Raw genomic sequence first — 17,374 nt, forward strand, 5'->3', positions numbered from 1 at the left:
GGAGAACCGCGCCATGCCTGACGCTCTGCACGAGTGGATCGTGCTCCGCCAGGACACGATCGTCTGGTTCGCCGGGCTGATCTCGCTGCTCCTCGTCGGCTACATGGTGTTCGTCTTCGGCCGATTCCTCGTCTACTGGGCCGGTTCCCGCCACGCCTTCCGGCACAACGCCCCCGCCGAACCCGGCGACCCCGCCGCCCTCCAGTGGCACCTGGTCATCCCCTGCCGCGACGAGGAGGCCGTGGTCGTCCAGACCCTGGACGGCCTCCGGGCGAGCGCCCCCGAGGCCCACCTGTGGGTCATCGACGACGACAGCGAGGACGCCACCCGCGAGCTCGTCCTCGCCGCCGCCGCGCACGACCCGCGCGTCCACCTCGTCCAGCGCCGCCGCCCCCACGCCCGGATCGGCAAGGGCGCCGCCCTCAACGCCGCCTACCGCGAGATCTCCGCCCGGCTGCCCGAGGGCACCGACCGCTCCCGCGTCGTCATCGGCGTCGTCGACGCGGACGGACAGCTCGACCCCGGCACCCTCGCCCAGGTCTGCAACGCCAAGGCCCTCGGCCGCCCCGACACCGGCGCCGTCCAGATCGGCGTGCGGATGCGCAACGCGGACGACGAACTCCCCCTGCCCGGGCGCGGCCGGGCCGCCAACGCCCTCGCCCGCGCCCTCGTACGGATGCAGGACGTCGAGTTCCAGGCCAACAACGCCGGCATGCAGCTGCTGCGCCGGCGCACCGGCAGCGTGGGCCTCGGCGGCAACGGCCAGTTCGTCCGGCTCACCGCCCTCGACTCCCTCACCGCCGAGGAGGGCCGCGCCGGACGCCCCTGGCCCGAGCGCGCCCTGCTGGAGGACTACGAGTCCGGCCTCGACCTGCGCCTGGCCGGCTGGCGGCTCACCCACGTCAGCGAGACCAGCGTCTCCCAGGAGGGCCTGATCTCGCTGCGCCGCTTCCTCACCCAGCGCACCCGCTGGGCCCAGGGCAACATCCAGTGCCTGCGCTACACCGGCCGGGTCCTGCGCTCCCCGCACTACACCGCGGCCGGCAAGGCCGAGGTGCTGTACACCTTCCTCCAGCCCGTGGTCTGCGTGCTGCTGGTGCTGCTCCTGCCGCTCTCCCTCGGGATCACCGGTGCCGGCCTGGTGCTCTTCCCCGAGGAGACCGCCGAGTTCCAGCTGCGCTTCGGGCCCTGGATGCTGCTCGCCTTCGTCCTGGCCACCCTGCCGATGGTGTTCTGGGGCTTCGCCTACCGCAGCCTCGTCCACCCCGACCGCAGCCGGCTCACCGCGCTGCTGTGGGGCGTCCTGGTCTGGCTGTACGCCTACCACCTGTTCATCGTCGCGACCCGCGGCGCCGCCCGGGTGCTGCTCGGCCGCAACGGCTGGGCCAAGACCCGGCGCAACGCCGAGAAGGTCGCCCTCGGCGCCCCCACCGCCCTCGAGTCCTGAGCCTCCGCGCCCACTGAGCCTCCCCCGACGTCGCCACCCAGGAGCCCCCTCATGAGCATGTGCCTGCCCCCGTCCAGCGTCGCCGTCGTCCTCGGCACCCGCCCCGAGCTGGTCAAGCTCGCCCCGCTGATCCACGAGCTCGGCGACGCCACCCGCCTGGTCCACACCGGCCAGCACTGGGACGAGGCCATGTCCGGCCGCTTCCTGCGCGACCTCGGCCTGCCCCGGCCCGAGCTGCTCACCGGTGTCGGCGGCCGCCCCCGCGCCGGCCAGATCGCCCAGTCCCTCGGCCAGCTGGACGCCGCGTTCGCCGAGGACCGGCCCGTGGCCGTCGTCGTCCAGGGCGACACCAACGCCACCCTCGCCGGCGCGCTGGCCGCCAACGCCCGTGAGATCCCGCTGGTTCACGTCGAGGCCGGGCTGCGCAGCCACGACCGCGCGATGCCCGAGGAGCACAACCGGGTGATGGTCGACCACGTCTCCGACCTGCTCTGCGCCGCCACCGAGGACAACGTCGCCAACCTGCGCGCCGAGGCCCTCGCCGAGGAGCGCATCGAGCTCACCGGCAACACCGTCGTCGAGGTCGTGCGCCGCCGGCTGCCCGACGAGGCCACCCGCGCCGCGCTGCTCGCCGCGCACGGGCTCGCCCCCGACGCGTACGTGCTGGCCACCGTGCACCGACCGGAGAACACCGACACCGCCGAGGCCCTCGGCGCCGTCCTCGCCGAGCTGGACCGCATCGCCCGCGCCGGCACCCCCGTCCTGTTCCCGATGCACCCGCGCACCCGGGCCGCCGTCGAGCGCTTCGGCCTGGAGGGCCTGCTGGAGCGCATCGCCGTCACCGGCCCGGTCGGCTACGGGGACTTCCTGGGCCTGGCGAGCCACGCCGCCCTGCTGGTCTCCGACTCCGGGGGCGTCCAGGAGGAGTGCACCGTGCTCGGCCGCCCCCTGCTGGTGGTGCGCCGCTCCACCGAGCGCCCCGAGGCGATGACGGCCGGCTTCGCCGCGCTGGTGCAGCCCGGCGAGGAGCTGGGCGCGCTCGCCCGCGAGTGGCTGGCCGACACCCCCGAGCGCCTCGCCCGCCTCGCGGCCACCCCGAGCCCGTACGGCGACGGCCTCGCCTCGGCCCGTATCGCCGCCCTGACCGCCGCCCTGGCCGAGACCACCGCTCCGGCCGACCACCGGCAGGAGTGGCCGCAGGCCGCGTAGCGGCCCTCTTGACAGCAGAATTGGTCTACTCCATTTTGTGAGGCAAGTCTCCTTCCCTGACGGGGACTTGAGTTGTCGGTAGCTCCCGCAAGCGCACCATCGACACCCCGGACGGCGCTCCACCCCCACCAGGACGCCGCCGGGCCTCCCCCACTGGAGATGGAGTCATGCCTCCTGCCCGACACCGGCGCCCGCGCGCCGTCCACTCCCTGCTGGCCGGGGCGAGCGCGCTCGCCCTCGGCCTGGCCGGGCTCGTCGTCGCCGACACCGGCGCCCACGCCGCCGACGGCGAACTGATCACCAACGGCGGCTTCGAGACCGGCGGCCTGAGCGGCTGGACCTGCACCGCCGGCACCGTCCAGAGCGCCACCGCGCACACCGGCACGTACGCCCTGCAGTCCACCCCGGGCAACAGCGACACCGGCGAGTGCACCCAGACCGTCGCCGTGAAGCCCTCCTCCACCTACAAGCTGAGCGCCTGGGTGCAGGGCAGCTACGTCTACCTCGGCGCCCGCGGCACCGGCGGCGGCGATCCCAGCACCTGGACGCCCTCGGGCGGCTGGAGCCAGCTGAGCACGGGCTTCACCACCGGCCCGAGCACCACCAGCATCACCGTCTACGTGCACGGCTGGTACGGGCAGCCCGCCTTCCTCGCCGACGACGTCTCGCTCCTCGGCCCCGGCGGCACCCAGCCCTCCCCCAGCCCGACCGTGACGGGCACCGCCTCCCCGAGCCCCTCGCCGACCGCCACCGACACGGGCACCGGCTCCCCCAGCCCGACCGCGACCTCGACCTCCACCAAGCCGCCGGGCCTGCCCAAGCACGTGCTCACCGGCTACTGGCAGAACTTCGACAACGGCGCCCCCGTCCAGAAGATCAGCGACGTCCCGGCGGCGTACGACATCATCGCGGTCGCCTTCGCCGACGCCACCGCCACCCGTGGGGGCCTCGGCTTCACCCTCGACCCGAAGCTCTCCTCCCGGCTCGGCGGCTACACCGACGCCCAGTTCAAGGCCGACATCGCGGCCAAGAAGGCCGCCGGGAAGAAGGTCGTGCTCTCCATCGGCGGGCAGAACGGCACTGTCTGGGTGGGCGACTCCTCCTCGGCCGCCGCCTTCACCGACAGCGCCTGGTCACTGATCCAGTCCTACGGCTTCGACGGGATCGACATCGACCTGGAGAACGGGATCAGCTCCACCTACATGGGCCAGGCCCTGCACGCGCTGGCGGCGCGGGCCGGCAGCGGGTTCATCCTCACCATGGCGCCGCAGACCATCGACATGCAGTCCACCGGCATGGAGTACTTCAAGCTGGCGCTGAACGTGAAGGACATCCTCACCATCGTCAACATGCAGTACTACAACTCCGGCGCGATGAACGGCTGCGACGGCAACGTCTACTCGCAGGGCACCGAGAACTTCCTCACCGCCCTGGCGTGCATCCAGCTCAAGGGCGGACTGCGGCCCGACCAGGTGGGCCTCGGGATCCCGGCCTCCACCAGCGCCGCGGGCGGCGGCTACGTCGGCGCCGGTGTGGTGAACTCCGCGCTGGACTGCCTGGCGCGGGGCACCAACTGCGGCTCCTACAAACCCGACACCACCTGGCCGGGCATCGGCGGCGCGATGACCTGGTCCACCAACTGGGACGCCGGCGCCGGCAACCCGGTCTCGGGCACCATCGGCAGCCACCTGCACGCCATGCCGTAACCGACTGCCGTAACCGCCTGCCTCAACCGGCCGCCGCAGGCCCGGGCCGCGCTCAGTCGCCGGCCCGGGCCTCCGGCACCTGCCCGCAGCCGCCGCCGTGACGGCGGCGCAACTCGGCGGTGATCTCGGCCAGTTCGCCCTCGGGCAGCAACGGCAGCATCATCGCCACGCCCTGCAGCAGCCCGCCGAGCAGATAGGTGGTGTCCGCCGTCGCGGACACCAGGCCCCGCACCTCGCCCACCTCGCCGGCCGCCACCGCCTCGATCAGCTGGGCCGCGTGGGCCGCCTCCTCGTCCACCAGGACGTCCCCGGCCTCGGCGGGGGCCCGCCGGGCCATCGCCCGCAACACCTTGTCGCCGACCTCGGGGGCGTACGCCTTGCGGACGGCCTCGGCCGCGATCCAGGTGAGCAGGGTGGTCACCTCGCGCGCGGCGTGCTCGGCGAGCAGCAGGTCCAGCTCGTGGTCGAACGCGAGCTGGTTGCCGTGCCGGAAGGCGAGCAGCAGCGTCGCCGCCCTGGCCTTGGCCTCCTCGACCGCCTCGGCAGGCAGTTCGTCGACCAGCTCCTCGGTGACCACCACGCCGTGCCCTCCCGTCCGTCGCTCGGCAGAACGCTCCGCGAAATCCCACCGCGGAAACCCTCCGCGGAAACTCCGTGCACACCGTACACATCCGTCCTGCAAACTTCCGCGAACGCGCGCGGGCAAGACCGGAATCGATTCGAGCGGAATTGGACCTCACCCGGTCCAGGATGAATATTCGCCGGAAGGGAGCAATGTTGCTGCTCTATTAGGCGTAGCCGTGGGTGCGAGGAAAAATCCGCGCCCCCGAAAGCGCCCGAGGGGCCGCCCTCCGCTCGTCGCGGAAAGCGGCCCCTCGGGGCGGTTCGACGGTTCGACGGGTTCGACGGTCCGTCCGGGCTCAGCCCTGCGGCAGCGCCGCGAGCTGGGCGGTGATCCGGGCGATGTCGGCCTCGGCGCCCTCCTGGCGGCCCCGGATCTTGGCGACGACCTCGTCCGGCGCCTTGGCGAGGAACGCCTCGTTGCCGAGCTTGGCGGTGGTCTGCGCCTTCTCCTTCTCGGCGGCCGCGAGGTCCTTGGCCAGGCGCTTGCGCTCGGCCGCGACGTCGATGGTGCCGGAGAGGTCCAGGGCGACGGTGGCGCCGGCCACGGGCAGCGAGGCGCTGGCCGCGAAGCCCTCCCCGGGGGCGGTCAGCCACAGCAGCGAGCGGATGGCGCCCTCGTGGGCGGCCAGCGCGGTGCCGTCCAGCTCCAGGGCGGCCGGGACGCGCTGGCGGTCCTGGAGGCCCTGGTCGATGCGGAACCGGCGGACCTCGGTGACCACCTGCTGCACCGTGGCGATCTCGCCCTCGGCCGCGGCGTCGCGGAAGCCGCTGTCCTTCGGCCACTCGGTCACGACCAGCGACTCGGCACCGGTGAGCCTGGTCCACAGGGTCTCGGTGACGAACGGGACGACCGGGTGCAGCAGCCGCAGGGTGACGTCCAGGACCTCGCCGAGGACCCGGCGCGAGGCGTCGGCCTGCGCGCCGCCGGCCGCCAGGGTGGTCTTGGACAGCTCGACGTACCAGTCGAAGACCTCGTCCCACGCGAAGTGGAACAGCGCGTCCGAGACCTTGGCGAACTCGTAGTCCTCGTACAGCGCGTCCGCCTGGGTGACGGTGGCGTTCAGCCGGGACAGGATCCAGCGGTCGGCCGCCGTCATCTCCTCCGGCGAGGGCAGCGGGCCCTCGACGGTGGCGCCGTTCATCAGCGCGAAGCGGGTCGCGTTCCAGATCTTGTTGCAGAAGTTGCGCGAACCCTTGACCCAGTCCTCGCCGATCGGCACGTCGGCGCCGGGGTTGGCGCCGCGGGCCAGGGTGAAGCGGACGGCGTCGGCGCCGTAGGCGTCCATCCAGTCCAGGGGGTCGACGGCGGTGCCGGAGGACTTCGACATCTTCTTGCCGAACTCGTCGCGCACCAGACCGGTCAGGGCGACGGTCTTGAACGGCGCCTCGCCGTCCATCGCGTACAGACCGAACATCATCATCCGGGCGACCCAGAAGAAGATGATGTCGTGGCCCGTCAGCAGGACGTCGGTCGGGTAGAACTTCTCCAGGTCTGCGGTCTTCTCCGGCCAGCCGAGCGTGGAGAACGGCCACAGGCCGGAGGAGAACCAGGTGTCCAGGACGTCCGGGTCCTGGTGCCAGCCCTCGCCGGTGGGCGGCTGCTCGTCGGGGCCGACGCAGACGACCTCGCCGTCGGGGCCGTACCAGACCGGGATCCGGTGGCCCCACCAGAGCTGGCGCGAGATGCACCAGTCGTACATGTTGTCGACCCAGTCGAAGTAGCGGCGCTCCAGCTCCTTCGGGTGGATCTCCACCTTGCCGTCGCGCACGGCGTCGCCGGCGGCCTTGGCCAGCGGCTCGACCTTGACCCACCACTGCAGCGACAGCCGCGGCTCGACCACGGTGTGGCAGCGGGAGCAGTGGCCGACGGCGTGCATGTACGGGCGCTTCTCGGCGACGATGCGGCCCTGCTCGCGCAGCGCGCCGACGACGGCCGAGCGGGCCTCCAGGCGGTCCATGCCGAGGAAGGGGCCGTGCACGGTGATGGCGCCGTGCTCGTCCATGACCGTCAGGTTGGGCAGGTCGTGGCGCTGACCGATGGCGAAGTCGTTCGGGTCGTGCGCCGGGGTCACCTTGACGGCGCCGGTGCCGAACTCCGGGTCCACGTGCTCGTCGGCGACGACCGGGATCTCACGGTCGGTCAGCGGCAGCTTGATGGTCCGGCCGACGAGGTGGCGGTAGCGCTCGTCCCCGGGGTGGACGGCGACGGCGGTGTCGCCGAGCATCGTCTCGGCGCGGGTGGTGGCCACGACGATCGAGTCCTCGCCGTCGCCGTAGCGGATCGAGACCAGCTCGCCCGGGGTGTCCTCGTGCTCCACCTCGATGTCGGACAGCGCGGTCAGGCAGCGCGGGCACCAGTTGATGATGCGCTCGGCGCGGTAGATCAGGCCGTCGTCGAAGAGGCGCTTGAAGATGGTCTGGACGGCCTGCGAGAGGCCCTCGTCCATGGTGAAGCGCTCGCGCGACCAGTCGACGCCCTCGCCCAGGCGACGCATCTGGCCGAGGATGCGGCCGCCGTAGTTGCGCTTCCACTCCCAGACCTTCTCGACGAACGCCTCGCGGCCCAGGTCGTGGCGGGAGAGCCCCGACTCGGCGAGCTGCTGCTCGACCTTGTTCTGGGTGGCGATGCCCGCGTGGTCCATGCCCGGCAGCCAGAGCGTCTCGTAGCCCTGCATGCGCTTGCGGCGGGTCAGCGCGTCCATCAGCGTGTGCTGGAAGGCGTGGCCCAGGTGTAGGGCACCGGTGACGTTCGGCGGCGGGATGACGATGGTGTAGGCGGGCTTGTCGCTCTTCGCGTCCGGGGTGAAGTAGCCACGGTCCACCCAGCGCTCGTACAGCTCGCCCTCTACGTCCGCGGGGGTGTAGGTCGTCGGGAGGGTTGCCGCATCGTCCCCGGCAAAGGTGCTCACGGGGCGCTGGTTCGTCGTGTCGGTCACGACGCACAGTTTACGTAACGGAGGCGTGGGTCACGAACCGCTTTCGGTACGGCCCGGAGCCCCGCACGGGCGGCTCCGTCGTCGCCCCCGTGCGATAACGTGCCGTGCGCACTGGTCCGATCATCGGGAAGTGTACGGAACTATTCGAGACGGCGGAGGGCCGCGCGAGCGGCGGGGGGGCACGAGCAGATGTACGGGCAGGGGCAGCAGTATCCGCCGGGGCAACCGCCCTACGGCGGCCAGCCTCCGTACGGGGGCCAGCCCCCGTACGGACAGCCGCAGCCCCAGCCCGGGTACGGCGGCTACCCGCAGCAGCAGCCTCCGTACGGCCCGCCCCAGTACCCCGCCCAGCCCGTCCAGCCCGTCCAGCCCGGTTACCCCGCGCAGCCCGGCTACCCGGGCTACCCGCCGCCGCCCCGCAAGGGCAGGGGCGGCCTGGTCGCGGGGCTGGTCATCGGCGCGCTGGTGCTCGGCGGCGGCGGGTTCGCGGCCTGGAAGTACCTCGGCGGCGGCGGGGACGACAAGCCCGGCACGTACAAGCTCGTCGCGCCCCAGACCATCGGCAACGGCTACGACCGCGGCCTGGTCAAGGAGGACAGCACCGACGTCACCAAGCCCGAGGTGGCGGTGTACGGCAGGAACCTGCACACCCTCGGCGTCGCCTTCGACAAGGGCTCCGACAAGAGCGACTACATCGTGGTGGCGGGCCTCTTCGGCGAGCTCAACGACCCGGTCGTGGTCATGGACGAGGCCAAGAAGAGCGCCGGCTCCCTCACCTGGGCCACGCCGCTGGCGGACTACCCCGCACGGGACGGCCGGAGCTCCTCCGCACGCCTCTCCTGCGGCGCGACCACCTCCCTCGGCAAGCCCGGCCCGGTCGTCTGCGTCTGGGCCGACCGCTCCACGTACGGCCGGGTCAGCTTCATGTCCGGCGCCACCCAAGGGCTCACCCCCTCCCAAGCCGCCGACAAGACCCGGGCGATACGCGACCTCATGAAGGTCGCGAAGTAATCCCGTCATTCCCCAGAAAGGGAACTCGCGTGTCCGACCAGACCCCCTACGGCGCCCCGCAGCAGCCGGGCTACCCGGCTGGCACCCCCCAGCCGGGCTACGGCGCCCCCCAGCCGGGTTACGGCGCGCCCCAGCCGCAGCCCGGCTACCCCGGCGCCCCGGGTACCCCCGGCCCCGAGGCCTACCCCGGCTACGGCGGCGCGTACGCGCCCGTGCCCCCGCAGAAGAAGTCCCGCAAGGGCCTGTGGATCGGCCTCGGCGTCGGCCTCGGCGTCGTCGTCCTGGCCGGCGGCGGCCTGGCCTACTTCGCCTACGACGCCGTCAGCAACGCCGGCACCCAGAAGGTCGTCCTGCCCGCCGAATTCAAGGACATGAAGCGCAACGACGACTCCCCCGTCACCGCCGCCATGGAGAAGGCGATGACGGACAGCCTCGGCAAGGGCGACGGCAACTGGTCCCCCACCGGCGTGGCCGCCCTGTACGAGGACACCCAGTCCCAGCCGAAGATGATCGTGGCCGGCGCCTACGGCAAGATCCTCAACCCGAAGGACCAGCTGAACCAGGCGTTCGACGGCGTGGCCGCCAAGGGCTCGACCATCGAGAACCGCCACAGCGTGGACGCCGGCCCCAAGGGCGGCGACATGGAGTGCGGCACCCTCGTCGAGAACGGCGACACCAAGATCGGCATCTGCGCCTGGGCCGACAGCAGCAGCCTCGTCATGGTGATGAACACGGACGCCGAGAACGGGGTCAACCCGGATCTCGACAAGCTCGCCTCGGACACCCGCGACCTGCGCGCGACCTCCGAGATCGCCAAGTAAGCACGGACGGAAGGGGCCCCGCACCGGTCGGTGCGGGGCCCTTTCCACGTTCCACGTTCCACGGGCGGGGAGCGTCAGGCGCTCTTGTCCCGGCGCTCGCGCTTGATCATGTCGCGCGGGACCAGGGTCGGGATCGCGTGCTTGGAGACGACGTCCCCGGTCACCACCACGCGGGCGACGTCCTGGCGCGAGGGGACCTCGTACATCACGGACATCAGCACCTCCTCCATGATGGCCCGCAGGCCGCGCGCGCCGGTGCCGCGCAGGATCGCCTGGTCGGCGATCGCCTCCAGCGCGTCCCGGGAGAACTCCAGCTCCACGCCGTCGAGTTCGAACAGCTTGCGGTACTGCTTCACCAGCGCGTTGCGCGGCTCGGTGAGGATCTGCAGCAGCGCCTCGCGGTCCAGGTTGTGCACGCTGGTGATCACCGGCAGACGGCCGATGAACTCGGGGATCATGCCGAACTTCACCAGGTCCTCGGGCATGACCTGGCGGAAGTGGTCGCTGGCGTCCGACTCCCGCTTGGAGCGGATGTTGGCGCCGAAGCCGATGCCCTTGGCACCCGCGCGGCCCTCGATGATCCGCTCCAGGCCCGCGAACGCGCCACCGACGATGAACAGCACGTTGGTGGTGTCGATCTGGATGAACTCCTGGTGCGGGTGCTTGCGGCCCCCCTGCGGCGGCACCGAGGCGGTGGTGCCCTCCAGGATCTTCAGCAGCGCCTGCTGCACGCCCTCGCCGGAGACGTCACGGGTGATCGACGGGTTCTCGCTCTTGCGGGCGACCTTGTCGATCTCGTCGATGTAGATGATCCCGGTCTCGGCCTTCTTGACGTCGTAGTCCGCCGCCTGGATCAGCTTGAGCAGGATGTTCTCGACGTCCTCGCCGACGTACCCGGCCTCCGTGAGCGCCGTGGCGTCCGCGATCGCGAACGGCACGTTCAGCATCCGGGCCAGGGTCTGCGCCAGCAGGGTCTTGCCGGAGCCGGTGGGGCCCAGCAGCAGGATGTTCGACTTGGCCAGCTCGATGGCGTCCTCGCGGCCGTTGCCGCCGCTGCGGCCCGCCTCACCGGCCTGGACGCGCTTGTAGTGGTTGTAGACCGCGACCGACAGCGCCTTCTTGGCGAGGTCCTGGCCGACCACGTACTGGTCGAGGAACTCGTAGATCTCACGCGGCTTCGGGAGCTCCTCGAAGCGCACCTCGGAGGTCTCGGCGAGTTCCTCCTCGATGATCTCGTTGCACAGGTCGATGCACTCGTCGCAGATGTACACGCCTGGGCCGGCGATCAGCTTCTTCACCTGCTTCTGCGACTTGCCGCAGAACGAGCACTTGAGCAGGTCGCCACCGTCTCCGATGCGTGCCACGAGGTGCTTCCCCTTCGCCAGGGGCCCCGCAGGGGTTCCGGGGCCTGGTGCTGTGGACCGACGACGCCCGACGGCGATCGGTCTCGCTATCCGAAGGTACTCTGCCGGGCCCGGGATTCCGTCCTCTTCGCCGGGTCTGCCCTACGCCCTGGGCGAATTGATACCGAACAGATGCCGTCTGCAGAGTCCGTCCGAACCGCGGCGGGGCGCACACCAGGGTGCGCGCCCCGCCGCGGAGGGTGCTGACGTTCAGGAGGTCAGCGAGGTCTTGCGGGTCGAGATGATCTGGTCGATCAGGCCGTACTCCACGGCCTCCTCGGCGGTGAGGATCTTGTCGCGCTCGATGTCGTCGCGCACCTGCTCCACCGACTTGTTGGAGTGCTTGGAGAGCATCTCCTCCAGCTGCTCGCGCATCCGGAAGATCTCCCTGGCCTGGATCTCCAGGTCCGACACCTGACCGCGACCGGTCTCGGTGTAGGGCTGGTGGATCAGGATACGGGCGTTCGGCAGCGCCATCCGCTTGCCGGGGGTGCCGGCGGCGAGCAGCACGGCCGCGGCGGAGGCCGCCTGGCCCATGCAGACCGTGGTGATGTCCGGCTTGACGTACTGCATGGTGTCGTAGATGGCCGTCAGGGCCGTGAACGAGCCGCCGGGCGAGTTGATGTACATCTGGATCTCGCGGTCCGGGTCCATCGACTCCAGGCACAGCAGCTGCGCCATGATGTCGTTCGCCGAGACGTCGTCGACCTGCGAGCCGAGGAAGATGATGCGCTCCTCGAACAGCTTCGCGTACGGGTCGTACTCGCGGATGCCCTGCGTGGTGCGCTCGACGAAGCGCGGGACGATGTAGCGGCCCTCGGCGCGCATGTCCTCGACGCGGGCCTTGGCGGCCGACAGGCTGGGGATGTTCATGGGGGTCCTTGTCCTCCGAGGCGTTGGGACGGTGGTGTCGTGGGCCGGGCCGAGGCTCAGGCGCCCGTGCCGCCGCCGCCGGGGACGTCCGCGGCGCTGTGCATGATGTCGTCGATCAGACCGTAGGCCTTGGCCTCCTCCGGCGTGAACCAGCGGTCACGGTCGGAGTCCTGGGTGATCTGCTCGAAGGTCTGGCCGCTGTGGTGCGCGATCAGCTCGGACATGCGCTTCTTGGTCCGGAGCAGCTGCTCGGCCTGGATGCGGATGTCCGTCGCGGAGCCGCCGAGGCCCGCGGAGGGCTGGTGCATCAGGATGTTGGCGTTCGGCAGCGAGAAGCGCTTGCCGGGGGTGCCCGCCGTCAGCAGGAACTGGCCCATCGAGGCGGCCATGCCCATCGCGATGGTGACGACGTCGTTCTTGATGTACTGCATGGTGTCGTAGATCGCCATGCCGGCCGAGATCGAGCCGCCCGGAGAGTTGATGTAGAGGAAGATGTCCTTGTCCGGGTCCGCGGCCAGCAGGAGCAGCTGGGCGGTGATCTTGTTGGCGATGTCGTCGTCGACCTGCTGGCCGAGGAAGATGATCCGCTCGCCCAGCAGCCGGTTGTAGACCTGGTCGCCAAGGCCGCCGAGCACGTCACCAGCGGCGGCGTGCGGCGCCATCAGGCCAGGCATCTGCATCTGCGGGAACGTCACTTAGGCACCTGCTCAGTCGATTTGGGGAGCCGCTCGGCGGCTCCCACGGTGTCGCACAGCTTCCGGGTATCACGTCGTGATTGTTGCTGTCCAAGGACCCTAACGCGCAGGCGGGGCCGCAGAATCCCTCACGCAGAACTGTTCGCTGTGAGCGCAGGGTCGTACGCGCGGGGTGGGACGGCAGCGGGCCCGGACACCGTACGGCGTCCGGGCCCGCTGTGAGCCTCAGGGGGCTACCGGGGCACTCAGGCCTCGGTCTTCTCCTCGGCGGCGGCCTCGGCCTCGGCGGGAGCCTCGGCCTCGACGGGGGCCTCGACGGTCTCGGCCGTCTCGTCCTCGTCGTCGAAGTTGATCTCGTTGCCCTCGGTGTCGACGACCTTGGCGGCCTCGACCACGGTGGCCAGCGCCTTGCCGCGGGCGACCTCGCCGACCAGCATCGGCACCTGGCCGCCCTGGACGACCTGCTGCGCGAACTGGTCCGGGGTCAGGCCCGAACCGGCGGCGCGGCGGATGAGGTGCTCGGTCAGCTCCTCCTGGTTAACACCCAGCTCCTCGTCGGCGACGATCTGGTCCAGGACGAACTGGGTCTTGATGCCCTTCTTCGCCTGCTCCTCGATCTCCGCGTCCCACTCCTCGCGGGACTTGCCCTGGGTCTCCAGGTAGGTGTCGAGGTCCAGGCCCATCGGCTCCAGCTGGTGGTGCTCCAGGTTGTGCTTGCGGGTCTGGATCTCGTCCGCGAGCAGCTTCTCCGGGAACTCGATCTCGACCAGGGCGAGCAGGGCGTCGAGCACCTTCTCCTGGGCCTGGGTGGCCTGGTCATACTCCTTCATGCGCTCCAGGCGCTTGCGGGAGTCGGCGCGCAGGTCCTCGAGGGTGTCGAACTCGCTGGCCAGCTGGGCGAACTCGTCGTCCAGCTCCGGCAGCTCCTTCTCCTGGACGGCGGTGACGGTGACGGTGACCTCGGAGGTCTTGCCCGCCTGGGTGCCGCCCTTGAGCTCGGTCTCGAAGGTCTTCTCCTCGCCGGCCGACAGGCCGACGACGGCCTCGTCGATGCCGTCGATGAGACGGCCCGAGCCGATCTCGTAGCTCACGCCGGTGGCGGTGCCGTCGTCCGGCACCTCGCCGTCGACCTTGGCCACCAGGTCGACGACCACGACGTCGCCCTCGGCGGCGGCGCGCTCGACGTCCTTGACCGAGGAGAAGCGCTCGCGCAGCTGCTCCAGCGACTTCTCGATGTCCTCGTCGGCGACGACGATCGGGTCGACGGTCACCTCGATGGAGGAGAAGTCCGGCAGGGTGATCTCCGGGCGGACGTCGACCTCGGCGGTGAACTTGAGGTCACCGCCGTCGGCGAGCTTCTCGACACCCTCGATGTTGGTGATGTCGGGCTGTCCGAGGACCTCGATCTTGCCCTCGTCGACGGCCTGCGTGTAGAAGCGCGGCAGGGCGTCGTTGACGGCCTCCTCCAGCACGGCGCCACGGCCGAAACGCTGGTCGATGACACGGTTCGGGATCTTGCCCTTGCGGAAGCCCGGGACCGAGACCTGCTGGTTGATCTTCTTGTACGCCGCGTCGAGGCTGGGCTTGAGCTCCTCGAAGGGCACCTCGACGGTGAGTCGAACCCGGGTCGGGTTCAGAGTCTCGACGGCGCTCTTCACGGTTAGGTCTCCTAGGGGCTTGCGGTCAGGTTGTCTACGCCCGCTCCCACCGCACGGCCGGAGCCGGTACGGGAGGGTCGGGCGAGACGGGCGATGGGCGGTTGGAGCTGCATCTCCCGTGGGGTGGACGGTGAGCTTGACTCCTCGCCCTCGTGCGGTTGACCTGGGTTGACGCCACAGGGACTACCGCCAGCGCCCCATCCTACCGGTACCACGAAAGGCGGACGCCAGGCGCCACCGTACCCGCCGTCGTACCGTCGTCGTGGAGCGCTCACACAGAACAGGGCCCCGCCCCATTCGGACGAGACCCTGCCGCACTGTCGGGGTGGCCGGATTCGAACCGACGGCCTTCCGCTCCCAAAGCGGACGCGCTACCAAACTGCGCCACACCCCGTGGTGCCGAGAGGAAGCGTACACGCCGGGTCGGGACGGCTCGTGGACTTATTCCGGGCCGGTTCGGGCGGCGATCGGGGAAATGCGGTGTGCGCGAGGGCGGTGGGACCAGGTACGCTGTCCCAGACCTTCCGGGCGGTGGCGCCCGGCGGATCGCGCGGGCGTAGCTCAATGGTAGAGCCCTAGTCTTCCAAACTAGTCACGCGAGTTCGATTCTCGTCGCCCGCTCGCCTCGACGGCCCCGGTGCTCATGCACCGGGGCCGTTCGCGTTCCCGGACGCGGTCAGGCTCGGTCAGGCCCGGTCACAGCCCCAGCCAGGCCGCGCGGGCGGCCGTGCGGTCGAGCAGCCGGTGGACGTCGGCCTGCCGGGTGGCGGGGTCGTCGTTGTAGGCGTCCGGGGAGGCCACCGGGTGGCCGGTGGCGTGCAGCACCTCCATCAGCTGCGCCCGGGCGGTGCGCACCACGGCCGGGGTGCCGTAGCCGTGGGCGAGGACGGCGGCCTGGGCGCCGAGGAGGCAGACCCGGCCGCGCTCGTCCCACATCGCGCCCTGCAGCCATCCGTGGGCCACGAGGTAGCGGGAGGCGAGCCGCAGGTGGTCGGCGGCGGTGACGGGCACCGGGCGGGGCGGGCGGCGCAGGGCCCGGTCGAGCAGGGTGGCCCGGGGCCGGGCGTGGCCGGCCCACCAGGGCTGCGGCACGCTGCCGTACGGGCAGACGTAGGGCGTGGCGAGCGGCGGGGCGTAGGGCGGGGAGTACGGCTGGAGCGCGCGTACGGGGGCGGGCAGCGAGGCCAGGTACGCCTCGATCTCGGCGACCAGGCCGGAGCCGTCCGGGTGGACGAGCGGCGCGGGGCGCGCGGGGGACGCGGGGGACGTGGGGGCGGTGCGGGGCATGTCGGGCTCTCCGGGCGGGCCGTGGTGCGGGTTCCGATCCCCAAACTGGGGCATAACGGAAACTTTCGCGACCGGAGACCGATGGTGACCGTGTGGTTTCCCGGCGGGGGTCCGGGCCGATAGCCTCGGCCCGTTCGAGTGCGGTTCGAACGGGCCTGGACCCGCCGCGCTCCCTAGGTGGAGGAGTCCCGGTGCGTCCCGAGGAGCGGCTGGCCGTCATTCAGCGCTGTGTGGTGCGGGAGATGGCGCGCCTGGGCCAGGAGTTCACGGTGGACGGCGAGGTGGTGCGCGGCCCGGGCACCACGGCGGTGGCGGTGCGCGAGCACCCGGGCGACGACGGCGCCGGGCACGTCGACCTCGGCTTCGTGCTGCACCTGGGGCGGGCGGACGTGCCCGTGGTCTGGGACTGCGCGGCGGGCCTCGGCAAGACCGAGGAGGAGAAGCTCGCCAACGCGGTGAAGATGTGGGCGACCACCACCGCCTCGGTGCTGGTCGAACTCGCGGACGGGCGCGGGGTGCACGCCGACCACACGGACGTCCCCCAACTGCCGGGCTGGCACGCGGTGCAGGGGCCGGCGGCGGTGTTCGGCTTCGGCAACGAGCACCTGGCGACCTGGCTCGCCGAGAACCGGGTGCTGCCGGCGCTGGCGCCCGCGCTGCGGGCGGAGCTGGCCGGGGCGGGGCCGGTGGGGGTCAAGCTCTTCCTGGGCGGGAAGGCGGGCGACGACGTGGCCGAGGTCAGGGTGGGCGGCGAGGTCTCGGAGGCCGCGTCGGCGGCGCTGCGCGCGCTGGACTGGCCGCGCGGTGAACGGCTGTGCTGGGCGCGGCTGTTCGTGCTGCTGACGGCCGATCGGGCAACGCCGGAGGAGCCCGTCGCCCCGGCCGCGGTCGCGCGGCCGTCGATCGTGACGGCCCCGGCGGTACGCCCCCGGGGCCTGTTCGCGCGCTGGCGGGAGGCCAGACGGGCCGGCCGGTAGTCCCCCGTCCCCCTGGGGTCCGGGCGGCCCGGCTCCGGTCAGCCTCCGGTGATGTTGGAGATGCTGTGCGACAGGTTCTGCAGCAGTGACGTGATCGAGCCCGCGACGGTGGTCTCGTGCAGCATGAAGCCGAACAGGGCGGCGACGATGGCGTGCGGGATCTTCATCTGCCCGTTGCGGATGAAGATGATGCACAGGATCGCGAACAGGACCAGCGCGGAGACGGAGAGTGCCACCCGGACTCACTTCCTCGATTTCATAGCGTGGTGCCACCGCCCGGCGACACCTGCGAATGCCGGACCCCGGCCGATCCGACGGTCCCGAGGCGGAATCGCGGACCGTCCGGCACGCCGCCGGTGCGAGAGGCCACGCCCAACCGTCTTCTGCCCTGTCGCACGTGTCACCCCCCATCCCCCGAATCCTGAACAGTCCCGCCCGGACTCAGTGTGGTCGACCGTGCCGATTGCGTAAAGGTCTGACAGTCAGCCCAACGCCGACATCCTGCGATGCGAGACGAGTTTCCGCCGACCGGGACGATAGCCGGTCCGTTCTGACGAATCGTCGGCGGGGCGGGCTGAGCGGCCCCGGAGCGGTGACGGGCGGGGAACGGAAGCCGCTGGTCCGGTCCGCCGACGGGCCGTCCGATTTGGCCGAAGATCAGCTAAGGGTCTTGACAGCTGCCGATGGCACATGCCGCTACTCGCCCGCTCCCCGCCCCGGGCCGAAG

Annotated in this window: 14 protein-coding genes and 2 tRNA genes; 7 read left to right on the forward strand and 9 right to left on the reverse strand. The window is 71.3% G+C overall.

The features are described 5' to 3' along the window. Positions 1–13 precede the first annotated feature (13 nt). The 3 genes from ACIBCA_RS32225 (at position 14) to ACIBCA_RS32235 (ending at position 4,362) form a co-directional block, all read left to right on the forward strand. Positions 14–1,447 (forward strand): glycosyltransferase family 2 protein, encoded by a 1,434-nt coding sequence (locus ACIBCA_RS32225; protein ID WP_396286605.1) that lies wholly within the window; start codon positions 14–16, stop codon positions 1,445–1,447. A gap of 51 nt (positions 1,448–1,498) precedes the next feature. Continuing rightward, complete coding sequence (gene wecB / locus ACIBCA_RS32230; protein WP_396286606.1) at positions 1,499–2,656, forward strand: non-hydrolyzing UDP-N-acetylglucosamine 2-epimerase; 1,158 nt, start codon at positions 1,499–1,501, stop codon at positions 2,654–2,656. 167 nt (positions 2,657–2,823) lie between these two features. Beyond that, positions 2,824–4,362, forward strand: a complete 1,539-nt coding sequence (locus ACIBCA_RS32235) for a chitinase (RefSeq protein WP_396286607.1) — start codon at positions 2,824–2,826, stop codon at positions 4,360–4,362. Between the two features lie 52 nt (positions 4,363–4,414). On the opposite strand, the gene ACIBCA_RS32240 is transcribed toward ACIBCA_RS32235, so the two are convergent. Together ACIBCA_RS32240 and ACIBCA_RS32245 are read right to left on the reverse strand one after the other, a co-directional pair. Next, the gene (locus ACIBCA_RS32240; protein WP_396286608.1) at positions 4,415–4,942 is read right to left on the reverse strand and encodes a hypothetical protein; all 528 of its coding nucleotides are present in this window, start codon (positions 4,940–4,942) and stop codon (positions 4,415–4,417) included. 340 nt (positions 4,943–5,282) lie between these two features. Further along, on the reverse strand, positions 5,283–7,922 hold the full coding sequence (locus ACIBCA_RS32245) for a valine--tRNA ligase (protein WP_396286609.1): 2,640 nt from the start codon (positions 7,920–7,922) through the stop codon (positions 5,283–5,285). 189 nt (positions 7,923–8,111) lie between these two features. Here ACIBCA_RS32245 and ACIBCA_RS32250 point away from each other — a divergent pair, with 189 nt between their 5' ends. Beyond that, on the forward strand, positions 8,112–8,933 hold the full coding sequence (locus ACIBCA_RS32250; RefSeq protein WP_396286610.1) for a hypothetical protein: 822 nt from the start codon (positions 8,112–8,114) through the stop codon (positions 8,931–8,933). Positions 8,934–8,962: 29 nt separating this feature from the next. Then, entirely contained in the window at positions 8,963–9,754 is a 792-nt protein-coding gene (locus ACIBCA_RS32255) for a hypothetical protein (protein WP_396286611.1), read from the forward strand. A gap of 74 nt (positions 9,755–9,828) precedes the next feature. Here the strand turns inward: ACIBCA_RS32255 and clpX are convergent, their stop codons facing one another. The 5 genes from clpX to ACIBCA_RS32280 all read right to left on the reverse strand — a co-directional run bounded on the left by clpX (position 9,829) and on the right by ACIBCA_RS32280 (position 14,777). Then, on the reverse strand, positions 9,829–11,118 hold the full coding sequence (gene clpX, locus ACIBCA_RS32260; RefSeq protein ID WP_030058268.1) for an ATP-dependent Clp protease ATP-binding subunit ClpX: 1,290 nt from the start codon (positions 11,116–11,118) through the stop codon (positions 9,829–9,831). Positions 11,119–11,367: 249 nt separating this feature from the next. Further along, positions 11,368–12,030 (reverse strand): ATP-dependent Clp protease proteolytic subunit, encoded by a 663-nt coding sequence (locus ACIBCA_RS32265; protein ID WP_396286612.1) that lies wholly within the window; start codon positions 12,028–12,030, stop codon positions 11,368–11,370. 56 nt (positions 12,031–12,086) lie between these two features. Next, complete coding sequence (locus tag ACIBCA_RS32270; RefSeq protein WP_396286651.1) at positions 12,087–12,704, reverse strand: ATP-dependent Clp protease proteolytic subunit; 618 nt, start codon at positions 12,702–12,704, stop codon at positions 12,087–12,089. Positions 12,705–12,970: 266 nt separating this feature from the next. Further along, positions 12,971–14,383 carry a trigger factor gene (tig, locus tag ACIBCA_RS32275; RefSeq protein ID WP_396286613.1) on the reverse strand — a complete coding sequence of 471 codons (1,413 nt, stop codon included), beginning with the start codon at positions 14,381–14,383 and terminating at the stop codon, positions 12,971–12,973. Between the two features lie 320 nt (positions 14,384–14,703). Beyond that, positions 14,704–14,777: transfer RNA gene (locus tag ACIBCA_RS32280), tRNA-Pro, on the reverse strand. A 156-nt stretch (positions 14,778–14,933) separates the two neighbouring features. Between ACIBCA_RS32280 and ACIBCA_RS32285 the strand changes: the two genes are divergently transcribed. After that, a tRNA-Gly gene (locus ACIBCA_RS32285) sits at positions 14,934–15,004 on the forward strand. A 75-nt stretch (positions 15,005–15,079) separates the two neighbouring features. Here the strand turns inward: ACIBCA_RS32285 and ACIBCA_RS32290 are convergent. After that, on the reverse strand, positions 15,080–15,670 hold the full coding sequence (locus tag ACIBCA_RS32290; RefSeq protein WP_396286614.1) for a hypothetical protein: 591 nt from the start codon (positions 15,668–15,670) through the stop codon (positions 15,080–15,082). Between the two features lie 191 nt (positions 15,671–15,861). Between ACIBCA_RS32290 and ACIBCA_RS32295 the strand changes: the two genes are divergently transcribed. Next, on the forward strand, positions 15,862–16,647 hold the full coding sequence (locus ACIBCA_RS32295) for a DUF6348 family protein (protein WP_396286615.1): 786 nt from the start codon (positions 15,862–15,864) through the stop codon (positions 16,645–16,647). Between the two features lie 38 nt (positions 16,648–16,685). On the opposite strand, the gene ACIBCA_RS32300 is transcribed toward ACIBCA_RS32295, so the two are convergent. Continuing rightward, entirely contained in the window at positions 16,686–16,883 is a 198-nt protein-coding gene (locus ACIBCA_RS32300; protein ID WP_396286616.1) for a hypothetical protein, read from the reverse strand. Positions 16,884–17,374 lie beyond the last annotated feature (491 nt).

Source organism: Kitasatospora sp. NPDC051170, assembly GCF_044455705.1.
GTDB lineage: Bacteria > Actinomycetota > Actinomycetes > Streptomycetales > Streptomycetaceae > Kitasatospora.